Below are 13,960 nucleotides of genomic sequence, written 5' to 3'. Positions count from 1 at the left end.
GAAGCGCCGCCAATAAAGAAGCCCGGTGAACCGGGCTTCAATGATCATATTCCTAGAGAGGAAGCTAAGCTTACTTGGTCTCCTGCGGGACGTAGGTGTACTTGCCGTCCGCGCCCTTCTTCCATTCGTACATGATGTAGCCAGGAATCTTCGGGTCGCCCTTTTCGTCAAACGAAATGTCGCCGAGCACCGTCGGGAACGGCCCCTTTTCCTTCATGGCCGTGGCAACGGCTTCAGGGTCCACCGAACCGGCAGCCTTGGCAGCGCCGGCAATCGCCTGCATCGCAGCGTAGGAGTAGAGCGTATAGGCTTCCGGGTTGAAACCAGCAGCCTTAAACTTTTCGACGAGCTCCTTGTTCGCCGGGTTCAGCGTCGGATCGGGGCCGAAGGTGTTCAGGGTACCGGCGACAGCGTCACCAGCGATCGAGGCCAGCTCGTTCGAAACGATGCCGTCACCGGAAACCAGCGTTGCCTTCAGGCCCTGGTCTGCGGCCTGACGGATGATGAGACCGGCTTCGGTGTGCAGACCGCCCCAATAGATGATCGAGACGCCGGCTTCCTTCATCTTGGCGATGAGGGCCGAGAAATCCTTGTCGCCGACGTTGATGCCTTCGTACATGACTTCCGTCAGGCCGGCGGCATTCATCGCCTTCTTGGTTTCGTCTGCAAGGCCCTGACCGTATGGGGTCTTGTCATGAATGACGGCGATCTTGGCGTCCTTGAAGTGGTCGGCGAGATACTTGCCGGCAATGGCGCCCTGCTGGTCGTCACGGCCGCAGGTGCGGAACGTGTTCCAGAGGCCCCGTTCCGTGAACTTCGGGTTCGTAGCGGCCGGGGTGATTTCGAGGATGCCGTTTTCGGCATAGACTTCCGAAGCCGGGATTGAAACGCCCGAGTTGAAGTGGCCGATGACGAACTTGACGCCGTCGGCAACGAATTTATTGGCAACGGAAATGCCCTGCTTCGGGTCGGAAACGTCGTCGCCGAGCTCGATCTTGATCTGCTCGCCATTGATGCCGCCAGCAGCGTTGATGTCGGCGGCTGCCTGCTCGGCACCCTTCTGAAGCTGAGCGCCGAAAGCGGCGTTCGGGCCGGTCAGCGGACCAGCGACAGCGATGAGGACGTCGGCCCAAGCGTTGCCGCTGAAGGCGACCATCGCCGTCAGAGCCACTGCCGACAGAAGAGACTTCTTCATATTGTTACTCCCAATTTTTGGGCGGGTTCCGGTCCAAGGCCCGACGCATTACCCACCATAGACTGCGCCAGGAAAGCTGTTCCGCTCTGAAGGCAATTCATGCCTAGTTTCAACGGACTGTCAATGTTTGTCCTTCCACGAAAACGCGGAAGTTTTTTCGTACAGCCAGTAATAGTTGTTGACCATCTGATTGGTACGGCGAAAGCGAAAGCCCGCCGTCGAGAAGACAAGCAAGGTCACGAAGTCGATGCCATAGTAGAGGGCGCTGAGCATCGGCCCATTGAACAGGGCGTGGTGTAGAAACTGCATCGCCCAGGCAAGGAGGAAGGTGTAGACGACGGCCAGTGGATAATTGTTCCAGCCGTCAGCAACCGCCTTGCCGGCTCGCCAGGCCGTCCAGAAGCCGATCAGAACCACGAGAGCGCGAATGACGACGCGAACGCCGTCGTCACTTTCGAAGAAAAGTCCCTGCATGTTAAACTCTCCCTTCGACTAGTGTCTTCCGCCTTCGAGATAGGCGGCGCGGACTTCCGGATTGGCGAGCAGTTCCTTGCCGGAGCCGCTCATCGTCACCTTGCCGTTCACCATCACATAAGCGCGGTGCGAAAGCCTCAGTGCCGCGAATGCGTTCTGCTCGACGAGGAACACGGTGAGGCCTTCCTGCTCGTTGAGCTTCCGGATCGCTTCGAAAATCCCCTTAACGATCAGCGGCGCCAGGCCGAGCGAAGGTTCGTCGAGCAGCAAGAGCTTCGGACGCGCCATCAGCGCGCGGCCGATCGACAGCATCTGCTGCTCGCCGCCCGAAAGCGTGCCGCCGCGCTGGGCATGGCGTTCCTTGAGGCGCGGGAAGAGCGTGAAGATCTTCTCGACGTCCTCAGCAAAATATTTGAGATTGTCGAGACCCGCGCCCATCTGAAGGTTTTCCATGACCGTCATGCGCGGGAAGATGCGACGCCCTTCCGGCGACTGCGCGATGCGCAGGCGTGCGATTTCATGGGTCGGCATACGGGTGATCTCGCGACCCTCGAAGACGACCGACCCCTTACGGGCCTGGGGGCTGCCACAGATCGTCATCATCAGTGTCGACTTTCCGGCGCCATTCGCGCCAATCAGACTGACGATCTCGCCCTTGTTGACCTCGACATCGATGCCGGCCAGCGCGCGGATATTGCCGTAATAAGTTTCGACGCCATTCACCTGAAGAAGCGGTTGACCCGTCATGACTGCATCGCCCATCAGTTTGCGCCTCCTTCGAGCTGCTCGACGGTTGCGATCACCTCTTCCACTTCTTCATCCTCGACGCCGAGATAGGCCGCAATGACCTTTGGATCGTGCTTCACATGGTCCGGCGTGCCGTCGGAAATCTTCTGGCCATATTCGAGGACGACGACGTGATCGGAGATTTCCATAACCACAGACATGTCATGCTCGATAAGGAGAATGGAGGTTCCGGTATCGGCGCGAATGCCCTGCAGAAGCTCGTTGAGCTTAGCGGATTCGCGTGGGTTGAGGCCTGCGGCCGGTTCGTCCAGGCAGAGCAATTCCGGGCCCGTGCACATTGCACGTGCGATCTCGAGACGGCGCTGGGCGCCGTAAGGCAGATCGCCTGCCGGATCGTCTGCACGCTCGATCAGATCGGCCTTTTCAAGCCAATGACGCGCCAACTCGACGGCTGCGGCGGCTTCTCGCCGATAGGGGCCGACGCCGATGAGGCCGAGAATGGTATAACCCGACGCCTGCATCAGCTTGTTGTGCTGGGCGACGAGCAGATTTTCCAGAACCGTCAGGCCGGAAAACAGCCGGATGTTCTGGAAGGTGCGCGCCACCTTGGCTTCCTTGGTGATACGAAAGTCCGGGAGACGCTCCAGCAGGTACCGCTTGCCGCTTCTCTGATTAAGCGTGATCATCCCCATCGTCGGCTTATAGAAGCCGGTGATGCAGTTGAAGACGGTGGTCTTGCCGGCGCCGTTCGGACCGATCAACGCGGTGATGTCGCCGCGCTTGGCCTCGAAGGAGAAGTCGTTGATGGCCATCAGGCCGCCGAACTTCATCGACAGGTGCTCGACCTTGAGAAGCGTGTCGCTCGACATCGTATTGGTGACGGGGCTCATCAACCGTGGCCCTCCTTGGTGAAGCTTCCGGATACGGCCTTGCGTGTCTTGAGGAAGGCGGTTGGTTCACGCGATCCGACGAAGCCGCGCGGTTTGAACAGCATGACGACCACCATTGCGAGACCGAAGAGCAGCATGCGGTAGAGTTCCGGCGTGAAGTCGGGCCCGAAGACTGCTTTCAGGAAATCCATTTCGCGCAACGCTTCGGTACCGCCCACCATGACGATCGCGGCGATCGCAATGCCGGTCAGCGAGCCCATGCCGCCGAGAACGACGATGGCGAGAACGACGGCCGATTCCAGGAAGATGAAGGATTCCGGCGAGACGAAGCCCTGGCGAGCGGCGAAGAACGAACCCGCGAAGCCGCCGAACATGGCTCCGGTCGCGAACGCCGTCAGCTTGGTCGTCACCGTATTGATGCCGAGCGAACGACAAGCGATCTCGTCTTCACGCAGCGCTTCCCAGGCACGCCCGATCGGCATGCGCCGCAGGCGGATGGTGACGTAAGCCGTCAACATGCACAGCGCCAGGATCAGGTAAAAGAGGAAAATCTTGTAGTAGGCGGAAGACATCGGCAGGTGAAAGAGCTTGGCAAAGCCGCCGGCCGTCGCATCGAAGGGAATGCCGAAGAGCGTCGCCTTTGGAATGCTTGAGATACCGAAGGTTCCCTTGGTCACGTCGGTCCAGTTGATCAGCACGAGGCGGATGATTTCACCGAAGGCGAGCGTGACGATGGCGAGATAGTCGCCGCGCAGACGCAGCACCGGGAAGCCGAGAATGACGCCCCAGAGCGCGGCCAGGATGCCGGAAAGCGGCAGGAGCAACCAGAAGGACAGGCCGAAATAGCTCGACAGAAGGGCATAGGAATAGGCGCCGACCGCATAGAAGGCGACATAGCCGAGATCGAGAAGGCCCGCGAGGCCGACGACGATGTTCAGCCCCCAGGCGAGCATCACGTAGATCAGGATCTGGATGCCGAAATTGTCGACCCATTTCAATGAGCCCTGAGCGCCGACTGCCGCCACGATCACCATCGGATAGAGCAGCAGCGCAATCAGCGCGATCTTCAGGAAATGCCGATGGAAGAAGCTCTTCTCGGTCGAAATGTCGAGATCGCCCTCCCGCGCCTTCCGCAATTTGCGGCGGTCGATATTCGGCTTGATGAAAACGACCATGGCGAAACGGCCGATCGCCGCGATGGCGACGAAAATCGCCAGCAGACCCCAGCGCTGGATGATGATGAGCTCGTTATTGATGTTCTGGTCGGTCTTCAGACCGACATAAAGAACAAACATGCCGAGCGACAGGACGGCGGCGAAAAGGGCTTCGATAAGACCTTTGCGGACAAGTCCGGCATCGGGCTTGCCTGCAGAATTCTCGATGTTTGCCATGACGTTATACCTTCTCGACTTCCGGCCGTCCGAGGATGCCCGTCGGCTTGAAGATCAGCACGAAAGCGAGGATGGCGAAGGTCGCCACATCCTTATACGCGATGGTGAAATAGGCCGACCACAGCGATTCGATCAGGCCGATCATCAACCCGCCGAGAACGGCGCCCGGCAACGAGCCGATGCCGCCGAGAACGGCTGCGGTAAATGCCTTCACACCCGGCGTGAAACCATCGGCGAACGAAGCGACGCCATAATACATCAGATACATCGTCCCGGCGACGGCAGCCAGCGCCGCCCCCATGACGAAAGTGATCGAGATCGTCTGGTCGACATTGACCCCGAGCAGCGCCGCCATCTTGCGATCCTGCTCCGTGGCGCGCTGGGCGCGGCCAAGCGCGGTATGATTGACGATATACCAGAAGACGGTCAGCAGCACCGCCGTGATCAGGATGATGATGATCTGCTTCAGCGACACCGAGATGTTGCCGAACTGGTAAACCGAGCTCACCATCGGCGGGATCGGCTTGTTGCGCGGTCCCTGCGTCACCTGGATGAAGTTGGACAGCACGATCGACATGCCGATTGCGGTGATCAACGGTGCAAGGCGGAAGGATCCGCGTAGCGGACGGTAGGCAACACGCTCGATCGTCCAATTCCACAAGCTCGTCATCAGCATCGCAACGACAAGCATGGCCAGCAGCAAAATTGCCACCGGGAGACCTGCGAAGATGGATGTAAGGACGAGAAAGACGATAAGAGCGGCGAAACCACCGAGCATGAAGATGTCGCCATGGGCGAAATTGATCATGCCGATAATGCCATAAACCATCGTATAGCCGATAGCCACGAGGCCATAGATGGATCCGAGCGTCAGCCCATTGAAGAGCTGCTGGACGAAATACTCCATATGTCGTTTTCCCCTGGATGCGAGCCGAAGATGCTGCATCTCTTTTTGGTTATTCGGCTCCTCGTTCAAGGAACCTCATAGGCCGCATCCATACCGGTTTCGTTGAAAATGTGAAGACAAAAAGGGTCTACTCCAGCAGATTCTTGTTCGAACAGGCCTAAATGGCGCATTTTGAACCAGAATCCACAGAAAATCGGCAAAGCCCGACCCATTTTTAGCCAAAATCCTCTGTCGGCTTAACCATCCGGCAAGCGCGCCTTCGATTTCCTGCGTCGCTTCCCGCGTAAGCTATTCCGCAAGGCTGGAAGAAAGCGCAAATTCAACCCTTAAGCCCGCAGTTTTTGCGAATGGTATTTCACATGCAAATGCCGCCATCCTCGCCTGACAGCTGCGTGAACTTATGGTAGCATCAACTATCTGCGTTATCGGGGGTGCGGGGCGCGGCGAGAACCACCATATCGATATCTGGTGCGACAGGGATGGTTGACGACGAGCGACAGCGGGCGCTCGCGGCGCGGCGAACGGCAAAGGACAATGCTGACCACATTTGAAAAGGCGGCGCTCGAAGCCGGTAAGGCCATCATCGCGGTTTTGCGCGAAGGCTTTCCCATCGCCATGAAGGCGGACGCAAGTCCGGTTACGGTTGCCGACGAGGAGGCCGAACGCATTATCCTTGCCCATCTCTCCAGGGATTATCCCGACATACCCGTCGTGGCGGAAGAGTCGGTTGCCGCTGGCAACGTGCCCGACATCAGCGGCCGGGGCTTCTTCCTCGTCGACCCGCTCGACGGCACCCGTGAATTCGTCGACGGACGGCAGGAATTCACCGTCAACATCGCCTATATCGAGAACGGCGCCCCGCTCGCCGGGATCGTCTACGCGCCGGCGCTCGGGCTCGCCTTCTCAGGAGAACGCGGCCGTGCCGAAAGGCTTGATGTCACCAAGGACTTCACCATTGGGGCACGCACCGCAATTGCCGTGCGCGAGCAGCCGGACGATCGGCTGGCACTTGCAAGCCTTCGTCACAACAGCCCGGAGACAGGAACCTTCCTCGCCGATCATGCGATCTCCAAATGCACCAATATCGGCTCTTCGCTGAAATTCTGCTTGTTGGCGGAAGGCAAGGCCGACGTTTATCCACGCTTCACCCGCACGATGGAATGGGACACCGCGGCCGGCGACGCGGTGCTGCGCGCCGCCGGAGGGTCGACGGTGACGCTCGACGGGGCGCTGCTGACCTATGGCAAGACGGGGGCGGCGGCCGATTTCGACTTTGCAAACCCGAACTTCATCTCCTGGGGCGGCAGGAAACGCGTCCTCGAACCCGCGTGACCATCCAGGCATTCGGCAAATGCCGCGATAGCGCGATCCCGCCCATTATGACGTTCTGAGCCTGCCGCGGCATTCCCTACCGCGTTCAATCGCACAGCACACCCTCGCACCAACTGGGAAGTGATTTGGCCGGGGCGGTCGCGTGATTCCGGGCCGGCTTAACTCTCCATCGCTCACAGTTTGGAGCTCGTCGATTCGGCCTTGATTTTGTCATATTCTGACACAGTTTGAGAACGGCCGAACATATCCGGCAAAAAAATTCACGTCGGAATTCGTTAAAAATGCCGTCAGCCAACCGTCGGTCGCGTGTCGAAACAACACGAGGACAGCCCCATGGAAGCCATGGCCAAAGGCCTAGAAACCTTGACGAAATTGTAATTCTTAACGAAATATCATGAGCTTGCCTCAACTTAACGCAGGTGCGAAAGATTTGTTGCGATGCGATATTTCTCTGGACACCATTACACAATTGTCGCATTTTTCCGTTTTAGTAGGGTTACCAACACCTGAGTGCAGCCCTGGTCACAGGGCAAACCATTGATCGCCTATTGCCGCCGCGCCCCTCGAAGACAACAGAGTACGATCCTTGAGCATCACGGAATTAAACAACACCATTTCGACTGATTCCTTCCGGCCGAGCCGCCGCCAGCAGCCGAGCTTGAAGATTCAGACCCCTGTTATCCACAGCGATGCCTCCCAGGCGCCGTGGATGGACCTCGCCCTGAAGCGGGCGTTCGACATAGTTTCGTCGTTGAGCGCCCTCCTCGTCCTCGCTCCTTTCCTTCTCCTCATAGCCCTGCTGATCAAGCTCGACAGCCCAGGACCGGTGCTGTTCAAGCAGACCCGCTGGGGTAAGAACTGCAAGGCCATCAAGGTCTACAAGTTCCGTTCCATGCGCACCGATCTTTGCGATGTCTCGGGCGTTGCCCAGACGGTGAAGAACGACCCGCGCATCACCCGCATCGGCGCTATTCTGCGCCGCACGAATATCGATGAGTTGCCGCAGTTGTTGAACGTGCTGTTGGGCGACATGTCGGTCGTCGGTCCTCGCTGCCATGCAATCGGCATGCGCGCCGGCGGCATGCTCTATGAAGAGCTCGTACCCGAATATCATCAGCGCCATGCGATGCGCCCCGGCATGACCGGTCTTGCCCAGATGCGTGGCCTGCGCGGTCCGACCGATCGTCCCGCCAAGGCGCGCGCCCGCATCGCTTGTGATCTTTATTATGTCGGGAATTTCTCGATTTTGATGGATATGCGCATCATCGCCGGGACCGTCGTATCCGAACTGACCGGCGGAAAAGGCTTCTAAGCTTTTTGTGAGAAAGGGCCGGCTGCCTCAGGGCGGCCGGTGCCGTTCTGGCGATCTCCTGCGTGCGGTTGACCGTATATGGCTTGGACATCGCGCTCTTCAGATAACCATCGACCGCGTGCGACGAGAGATCGAGAATGATCGCAATCTCATCGCTGCTCGTGGGTTTCGCCGACAACGCAGCTCTTCGACTGGCGCCGGCTAGACGTTTCCGGCAAGCCATCTTCCGGATTGCTGTTGCGTGAGAGGCGGTCCAGAATCTCACGCAGCCATAGCGCATTCCCACAGAGTACTCCCGTGCCGACATCGCTGCCCGAGTAGCGAAAATGTATTCCTTCCGGTCAGTGTCGTGCAATGCGAAGGGATGTTCAGGCCGGACACCTGGAACAGCGCGTCGAGGCGGCAATTTTCCTGATTGGCAGCACCGCCCGCAATCGATCCATCCTCGCAGAAGATCGGCGGAACCGTACGCTTCATCGGCGTCACCGGTCTGATGCCATGGAAGAGATCGACGTGCTCGTGAGAGCCGGCGGGATTTTGTTTCGCTCGTTCACCGGCCGATCCGGGCATCTAAATTTGTTATCAAAGTCTTACGTTGGGCTTAGGCAATTTTTAAATGTGGCAGGCTAGAGTGGCGCTCGTGGTCTTGCGTTGTGTAGAGAGTCCAATGACCGAAATGATACGTCCCCGAGTGAAATATGTCATCGGCCCCGATGGCAGCCCCCTGACCATCGCGGACCTTCCGCCGCCCAATACGCGGCGCTGGGTAATCCGCCGCAAGGCAGAGGTTGTCGCGGCTGTTCGCGGTGGCCTGTTGAGCTTGGAAGAGGCCTGCGAGCGTTACACGCTCACGGTCGAAGAATTTCTTTCCTGGCAGTCGTCGATCAACAGCCACGGCCTCGCCGGGCTGCGCACCACCCGCATCCAGCAGTATCGCCACTGATCACGCGCCATTCGTCGCCACTTATTTCGGGCCCGACGCATCTCCCATCAGGGAATGAAGAAGGCCCGAAATCATTGACGAGGCCGCGTAGCACCAGAGGCCGGGCTGCGTGAAGGCATCCGCCAACCCCGTTGTCTTCGCCGCCGCAATGACGATCGCGACAAGCAGTACGTCCATCATTGACCACTTGGACAGATGCGGCACGACGCGACGATAGAAGAGGCTCCCGGCCCCGCTGCCGGCAGCCGTCGCTTCCGCCGCAATCCCGATCATCTTCAGAAACGGAAGCACGATCGAGACCAGCGCGACGATCAGCGCCAGCAGCCCATCTCCGCCTTGCCAGAGCGAGACGACGACTTCGATGAGCGACGGAGTCTGATCGAAGAAGTACAGCGTCTCGAAACGGATCAGCGGCAAGATCAGACCGAGCGCCAGGAGGAACGGCGCTGCTACGAGAAGAGCAGGGCGGACGATCGAAAGCGCGCTCATTCCCAAAGACCTCGCGCCGATCCGACATTTTTCATGAACACTGCGCCTCCCTGAGGAACTGTTCCACTCGCTTGGCACGACCGCGCCGCCGTGTCACCGTCGGCTGCGGTAAATATCTGTGTACGAGGAAAGACGATGGATATCCGAAATGAGGAAGGCGCATCCGGCGGCCGTTATGCCGTGGATGTCGAGGGGCACGAGGCGGAGATGACCTATTCACGTGCGTCGCCGAAGCTCGTCATCATCGATCACACGGCCGTTCCCGACGCTTTGCGTGGCAAGGGTGTCGGCCAGGCATTGGCGCTTCACGCGGTGGAAGCGGCCCGCGCCGGCGGTTGGAAGATCATTCCGCTCTGCCCGTTCTTCAAGGCGCAGGCACAACGTCATCCGGAATGGCAAGATGTCGTGAACTGATTCGCGACGCTTGAAGCGGTCGTCGCGTGGAGCGGCGGCGTGCGGACGCAAAACAAGGGAAACACCAAAAGCCATGTATGACGGACGGCACGCCCATCATACATGGCTTCTCTCCGGCGATTCCCGGGGCGCCGACGCCGGCGCCCGCATTTTCTCTCAGGCCCTGGCGGCGCGGGCGCCGCTGTCACGTTCTTCCAGCGCCGTCGCCCTTGCAAATTCCGCCTGCATCTCCTCAAGCGCCAATTCCAGCGCCTCTTCCTGCATCTTCAGTTCCTTGATTGAAACCTGCAGGTTGTCGGCCCGCTGACGCGCGGCCTTGGCGAAGGTCGGATAAGCAAAGTGATTCGGGTCGGATATACCGGACTTCTTTTCCTCGACGACGATCTGGCTCTCCAGATCCTTCGTCATCCGTTCGAATTCGGACATCATCATCTGCAATTGCTGCAATTGACGTCGTTTTTCGTTCACCTGAAACTCTTTCAGGCGAACGAGACTTTCTCGCGACTTCATACGCATTACTCCCGTGATGCGAGACCCCGGCTCAACTTGAAACCGCCCTGCGCGCCGCTTTGACACGGTTTGCTAAAAAATTTCCTGCGATATTAACAAAAACCTACCGCTGGTAACCTTTCGTTTACGGGCATCGTTAATGATAGGCCCGATGATTTAAGGGTCGGTAAATGCCACGGCATGAAGTTCGAACCTTTTCATTGGCGAGTCGGATGAATCACTTAGCGCTGTTTCCTAATGTTAAAGTTGAGGAACGCCTTTTTGAGATTCCTATTGGAAAACAGAGAAATGGAAAAATTATTTAATAAATTCGATACTCCTTGCCAGAGTGAATTAGAATTTGTTAACCATTTCGTGGCAGCTTCCAAATCACGTAGCTTGTTCGGGTAGCGTGTTGGGGGCCAGACCACCTTTCGGCGGCGGTAAAGGGGATAATTATGCGGGTACTTCTCATCGAGGACGACAGCGCTACGGCGCAGAGCATCGAATTGATGCTCAAATCAGAGAGTTTTAATGTTTACACCACCGATCTCGGTGAAGAAGGCGTCGATCTGGGCAAGCTGTATGATTACGACATCATCCTTCTCGATCTGAACCTGCCCGACATGTCCGGATATGAAGTGCTCCGCACTCTCCGGCTTTCCAAGGTCAAGACACCGATCCTCATTCTGTCGGGCATGGCAGGCATCGAGGACAAGGTTCGCGGCCTCGGCTTCGGCGCCGACGACTACATGACCAAGCCGTTCCACAAGGACGAACTGGTCGCCCGCATCCACGCTATCGTTCGCCGCTCCAAGGGTCACGCCCAGTCGGTCATCATGACCGGCGAGTTGATCGTCAATCTTGACGCCAAGACCGTCGAAGTCGGAGGCCAGCGCGTCCACCTGACGGGCAAGGAATATCAGATGCTGGAGCTGCTGTCGCTTCGCAAGGGCACCACGCTCACCAAGGAAATGTTCCTGAACCACCTTTACGGCGGTATGGACGAGCCGGAACTGAAGATCATCGACGTCTTCATCTGCAAGCTGCGCAAGAAGCTCGCCAACGCCGCCGGCGGCGCCAACTACATCGAAACCGTTTGGGGCCGTGGTTACGTTCTTCGCGAGCCGGATGGCACGGAATATGCGGAAACCGCTTGATCTTCCGATCCCCCTTATCGGATGATGAAATCCCGCCCTTTCGGCGGGATTTTTCGTTTGTACCGCCGGCGCTGCCGTCGCATTAGAGGGAGCCCGCTTGATCTGGTCGAATAGGCTGATATCCCGGTCAAGGAAAAGCGCAGCGTCAGCCGGAGCCCGGCGGCGCTTTCGGCACTATGCTCAGGGACGGCCGATGCGGCCGTGAAGAAAGCTGCTGTCAGGCAGCAATCGCGCGGTTTCCGAAAACCGCGGTTAGGATCTTACGATCGAACGGCTTCAGCAGGAAATCGGTGGCGCCGGCTCGTTTACCCGCCATCAGCTTCTTTAGATCCGCCTCGATAACGCAGTAATAGATCTTGACCTCTTTGCCGCCGTCCATGGCGCGGATGGCCGCGATGAGATCGAGCGCACCTTCCATGCCGGAATCGACGATCAGGTATTCCGGCAACTCTGTCTGGCAGCGCTGCAGCGCCTCGGCGGCATTGGAGGCCTCGCTGACGAGAAAGTCGAGTTCGGAGAGAATGCGCTTGCCGACCTTACGGACAATATCCGAATTATCGGTGATCATGAACCTTTGCATGACTACTCCTTTCCCCGCATTCGTCGTAACGAGGGGTCTTCCACAACCTAAGAGAATAGGTCCATCAGGCTAAGGAATCGTTACCAGACGGGCGAGAGCATTGCTGCTGCACCCGAAAATCAGACCGCAGTAACTGTCGCCGTAAACACCAGTTCGTCCGGGCTTGCGCTGTGGTCAAGCGTCATTCCGCACTCCTCGGCCAGAAGCACGGCGTAGTACGGCTGGATCGAATGGGCGTCGATCGCTTCCTCGATCGTGCCCGTCGATATCTCGACGAATTTCGGCGGCAGACGCATCAGCTTGCCTTTCGCCGTCAGCGTGAACTTGGCGTCGAATTCGGGATTTTCGAGCGTTACCTCGAGCACCCCGCCGCGTGGAATCGCCGAGTAGGCGACGAGGAAGAGGTTGAGCAGCAGCTTGACGCGGTTCTTTGCGACGATGGCACGCGGTCCATTCCAGATCACCTCGGTCTTCTTCTCGGCGAGTGCAAAATCCTTCGCGGCCCGCTCGGCCTCGCCGGTATCGATCGAGGCGCCGACGGAACCGGAGGCGCCGAAGGCGAGGCGCGCGAATTTCAAACGGACCGAGGCGTTGAGCGCACTGGTGCGGATCAGATCCATTGCATCGGAATCAGCTCCGCCTTCATCCAAGAGTTCCAGGCCGTTGTTGATCGCGCCGACGGGCGAGATGACGTCGTGGCAAACGCGGCTGCAGAGAAGCGCGGCCAGATCCGGGCCGGACAGGGTGAGGTTCGGGTTCTTGGACATCATCGTCTCCTGAAAGGCGGCAATCTCATCGCGCCCGCAAATATGCTTCATCAAAATTGCGCGAAGTTTGCGATCGTATTCGGTGCCATAATGACACCATATTTGGTAAACCGATTGTTAAGATCATCGGCGCAAAATGCAGCAATCGACGCGAGCGGGTGCCCGCTCCAGCCAAACGACGAACGGATGACATCATGCGCCCTCGATTTCCGCACCGATTCATTGGCTTCTGCAGGTTGCTTTCGGCCCTCGTCTTCTCCTCGCTGATGATTGCCGCGCCGGCCGCCGCCCAGAACAACGGGCAGTATACGATGCAGGAAATCATCGATACCGGCCACTCCTTCTTCGGCTCAGCCAGTGGCGGCCTTGCCAAGGTGGTCGAGAGCGCCTTCCAGAAATACGGCCTGCCGAACGGTTATATTCTCGGGCAGGAAGGCGGCGGCGCCTTCATCGCCGGTCTCACCTACGGCGAGGGCCAACTCAACACCAAGAATGCCGGCGAGCATCCGCTCTACTGGCAGGGCCCGTCTCTCGGCATCGATTACGGCGGCCAGGGTTCGCGCGTCATGATGCTGGTCTACGACCTGCCCTCCATCGACGGCATCTATGCCCGCTTCGGCGGCGTCAGCGGTTCGGCCTATGTGATCGCCGGCTTCGGCATGACGGTGCTGAAAAACAATGACGTGCTGGTTGTGCCGATCCGCACCGGCGTCGGCGCCCGCCTCGGGGTCAATGTGGGTTATCTCAAGATCACCCAAGCGCCGACCTGGAACCCCTTCTGAGGCCGTAAAGCGGCAGGAATCGGCCGCCGCCGGCGTCGGCGGCCTTGCCATGCGTGCCATGCCTCTTTAATCATCGCGGCTGACCCCG

The 13,960-nt window shown here is 58.6% G+C and carries 16 protein-coding genes; 6 read left to right on the top strand and 10 right to left on the bottom strand.

Annotation, left to right across the window (positions count from 1 at the left end; translation table 11 throughout):
- Nucleotides 1–70: 70 nt before the first annotated feature.
- The 6 genes from FHT70_RS04065 to FHT70_RS04040 form a co-directional block, all read right to left on the bottom strand.
- Complete coding sequence (locus FHT70_RS04065) at nt 71–1,195, bottom strand: branched-chain amino acid ABC transporter substrate-binding protein (RefSeq protein WP_085779191.1); 1,125 nt, start codon at nt 1,193–1,195, stop codon at nt 71–73.
- Nucleotides 1,196–1,315: 120 nt separating this feature from the next.
- The gene (locus FHT70_RS04060; RefSeq protein ID WP_085779192.1) at nt 1,316–1,669 is read right to left on the bottom strand and encodes a DUF6867 family protein; all 354 of its coding nucleotides are present in this window, start codon (nt 1,667–1,669) and stop codon (nt 1,316–1,318) included.
- An 18-nt stretch (nt 1,670–1,687) separates the two neighbouring features.
- Nucleotides 1,688–2,431: an ABC transporter ATP-binding protein gene (locus tag FHT70_RS04055; RefSeq protein ID WP_176536353.1), complete on the bottom strand. Its 744-nt coding sequence runs from the start codon at nt 2,429–2,431 to the stop codon at nt 1,688–1,690.
- Complete coding sequence (locus FHT70_RS04050) at nt 2,431–3,306, bottom strand: ABC transporter ATP-binding protein (protein WP_183699094.1); 876 nt, start codon at nt 3,304–3,306, stop codon at nt 2,431–2,433. The genes FHT70_RS04055 and FHT70_RS04050 overlap by 1 nt, the downstream gene beginning before the upstream one ends.
- A complete protein-coding gene (livM, locus tag FHT70_RS04045; protein ID WP_085779193.1) occupies nt 3,306–4,697 on the bottom strand; it encodes a high-affinity branched-chain amino acid ABC transporter permease LivM in 1,392 nt (463 codons plus the stop codon). The genes FHT70_RS04050 and livM overlap by 1 nt, the downstream gene beginning before the upstream one ends.
- Nucleotides 4,698–4,701: 4 nt before the next feature.
- Nucleotides 4,702–5,604, bottom strand: coding sequence for a branched-chain amino acid ABC transporter permease LivH (locus FHT70_RS04040; protein ID WP_064811172.1), 903 nt, complete (start codon nt 5,602–5,604; stop codon nt 4,702–4,704).
- Between the two features lie 534 nt (nt 5,605–6,138).
- On the opposite strand from FHT70_RS04040, the gene cysQ reads away from it, so the two are divergent.
- The 3 genes from cysQ (at nt 6,139) to FHT70_RS04025 (ending at nt 9,191) form a co-directional block, all read left to right on the top strand.
- A complete protein-coding gene (cysQ, locus tag FHT70_RS04035) occupies nt 6,139–6,936 on the top strand; it encodes a 3'(2'),5'-bisphosphate nucleotidase CysQ (protein ID WP_097600674.1) in 798 nt (265 codons plus the stop codon).
- Nucleotides 6,937–7,522: 586 nt separating this feature from the next.
- Entirely contained in the window at nt 7,523–8,248 is a 726-nt protein-coding gene (locus FHT70_RS04030; RefSeq protein WP_085779195.1) for a sugar transferase, read from the top strand.
- 667 nt (nt 8,249–8,915) lie between these two features.
- The gene (locus tag FHT70_RS04025; protein ID WP_007533628.1) at nt 8,916–9,191 is read left to right on the top strand and encodes a DUF1153 domain-containing protein; all 276 of its coding nucleotides are present in this window, start codon (nt 8,916–8,918) and stop codon (nt 9,189–9,191) included.
- A gap of 21 nt (nt 9,192–9,212) precedes the next feature.
- Here the strand turns inward: FHT70_RS04025 and FHT70_RS04020 are convergent, their stop codons facing one another.
- Nucleotides 9,213–9,680 (bottom strand): paraquat-inducible protein A, encoded by a 468-nt coding sequence (locus FHT70_RS04020; protein ID WP_183699092.1) that lies wholly within the window; start codon nt 9,678–9,680, stop codon nt 9,213–9,215.
- Nucleotides 9,681–9,815: 135 nt separating this feature from the next.
- Here FHT70_RS04020 and FHT70_RS04015 point away from each other — a divergent pair, with 135 nt between their 5' ends.
- The gene (locus FHT70_RS04015) at nt 9,816–10,094 is read left to right on the top strand and encodes a GNAT family N-acetyltransferase (RefSeq protein ID WP_183699090.1); all 279 of its coding nucleotides are present in this window, start codon (nt 9,816–9,818) and stop codon (nt 10,092–10,094) included.
- 156 nt (nt 10,095–10,250) lie between these two features.
- Here FHT70_RS04015 and FHT70_RS04010 read toward each other — a convergent pair whose 3' ends face one another.
- Nucleotides 10,251–10,604, bottom strand: a complete 354-nt coding sequence (locus FHT70_RS04010) for a flagellar export protein FliJ (protein WP_085779199.1) — start codon at nt 10,602–10,604, stop codon at nt 10,251–10,253.
- 437 nt (nt 10,605–11,041) lie between these two features.
- Between FHT70_RS04010 and ctrA the strand changes: the two genes are divergently transcribed.
- On the top strand, nt 11,042–11,743 hold the full coding sequence (gene ctrA, locus FHT70_RS04005) for a cell cycle two-component system response regulator CtrA (protein ID WP_007533606.1): 702 nt from the start codon (nt 11,042–11,044) through the stop codon (nt 11,741–11,743).
- Nucleotides 11,744–11,960: 217 nt separating this feature from the next.
- Here ctrA and FHT70_RS04000 read toward each other — a convergent pair whose 3' ends face one another.
- Together FHT70_RS04000 and FHT70_RS03995 are read right to left on the bottom strand one after the other, a co-directional pair.
- Complete coding sequence (locus FHT70_RS04000) at nt 11,961–12,323, bottom strand: response regulator (protein ID WP_011426567.1); 363 nt, start codon at nt 12,321–12,323, stop codon at nt 11,961–11,963.
- Nucleotides 12,324–12,442: 119 nt separating this feature from the next.
- Entirely contained in the window at nt 12,443–13,090 is a 648-nt protein-coding gene (locus FHT70_RS03995; RefSeq protein ID WP_183699088.1) for a histidine phosphotransferase family protein, read from the bottom strand.
- Nucleotides 13,091–13,284: 194 nt separating this feature from the next.
- On the opposite strand from FHT70_RS03995, the gene FHT70_RS03990 reads away from it, so the two are divergent.
- Nucleotides 13,285–13,872 carry an EipA family protein gene (locus FHT70_RS03990; protein WP_085779200.1) on the top strand — a complete coding sequence of 196 codons (588 nt, stop codon included), beginning with the start codon at nt 13,285–13,287 and terminating at the stop codon, nt 13,870–13,872.
- Nucleotides 13,873–13,960: the final 88 nt, after the last annotated feature.

The organism is Rhizobium sp. BK049, assembly GCF_014193135.1.
Taxonomy (GTDB): Bacteria; Pseudomonadota; Alphaproteobacteria; order Rhizobiales; family Rhizobiaceae; genus Rhizobium.
This window is presented reverse-complemented; position numbering and strand designations above follow the sequence as displayed.

What these genes read in the sequence shown, in the direction of transcription:
- ctrA (WP_007533606.1), top strand. Translation starts at nt 11,042, where the DNA reads ATGCGGGTACTTCTCATCGAGGACGACAGCGCTACGGCGCAGAGCATC.
- FHT70_RS04025 (WP_007533628.1), top strand. Translation starts at nt 8,916, where the DNA reads ATGACCGAAATGATACGTCCCCGAGTGAAATATGTCATCGGCCCCGAT.
- FHT70_RS04060 (WP_085779192.1), bottom strand. Translation starts at nt 1,669, where the DNA reads ATGCAGGGACTTTTCTTCGAAAGTGACGACGGCGTTCGCGTCGTCATT.
- cysQ (WP_097600674.1), top strand. Translation starts at nt 6,139, where the DNA reads ATGCTGACCACATTTGAAAAGGCGGCGCTCGAAGCCGGTAAGGCCATC.
- livM (WP_085779193.1), bottom strand. Translation starts at nt 4,697, where the DNA reads ATGGCAAACATCGAGAATTCTGCAGGCAAGCCCGATGCCGGACTTGTC.
- FHT70_RS04010 (WP_085779199.1), bottom strand. Translation starts at nt 10,604, where the DNA reads ATGAAGTCGCGAGAAAGTCTCGTTCGCCTGAAAGAGTTTCAGGTGAAC.
- FHT70_RS03990 (WP_085779200.1), top strand. Translation starts at nt 13,285, where the DNA reads ATGCGCCCTCGATTTCCGCACCGATTCATTGGCTTCTGCAGGTTGCTT.
- FHT70_RS04040 (WP_064811172.1), bottom strand. Translation starts at nt 5,604, where the DNA reads ATGGAGTATTTCGTCCAGCAGCTCTTCAATGGGCTGACGCTCGGATCC.
- FHT70_RS04015 (WP_183699090.1), top strand. Translation starts at nt 9,816, where the DNA reads ATGGATATCCGAAATGAGGAAGGCGCATCCGGCGGCCGTTATGCCGTG.
- FHT70_RS04065 (WP_085779191.1), bottom strand. Translation starts at nt 1,195, where the DNA reads ATGAAGAAGTCTCTTCTGTCGGCAGTGGCTCTGACGGCGATGGTCGCC.
- FHT70_RS03995 (WP_183699088.1), bottom strand. Translation starts at nt 13,090, where the DNA reads ATGTCCAAGAACCCGAACCTCACCCTGTCCGGCCCGGATCTGGCCGCG.
- FHT70_RS04050 (WP_183699094.1), bottom strand. Translation starts at nt 3,306, where the DNA reads ATGAGCCCCGTCACCAATACGATGTCGAGCGACACGCTTCTCAAGGTC.
- FHT70_RS04020 (WP_183699092.1), bottom strand. Translation starts at nt 9,680, where the DNA reads ATGAGCGCGCTTTCGATCGTCCGCCCTGCTCTTCTCGTAGCAGCGCCG.
- FHT70_RS04000 (WP_011426567.1), bottom strand. Translation starts at nt 12,323, where the DNA reads ATGCAAAGGTTCATGATCACCGATAATTCGGATATTGTCCGTAAGGTC.
- FHT70_RS04055 (WP_176536353.1), bottom strand. Translation starts at nt 2,431, where the DNA reads ATGGGCGATGCAGTCATGACGGGTCAACCGCTTCTTCAGGTGAATGGC.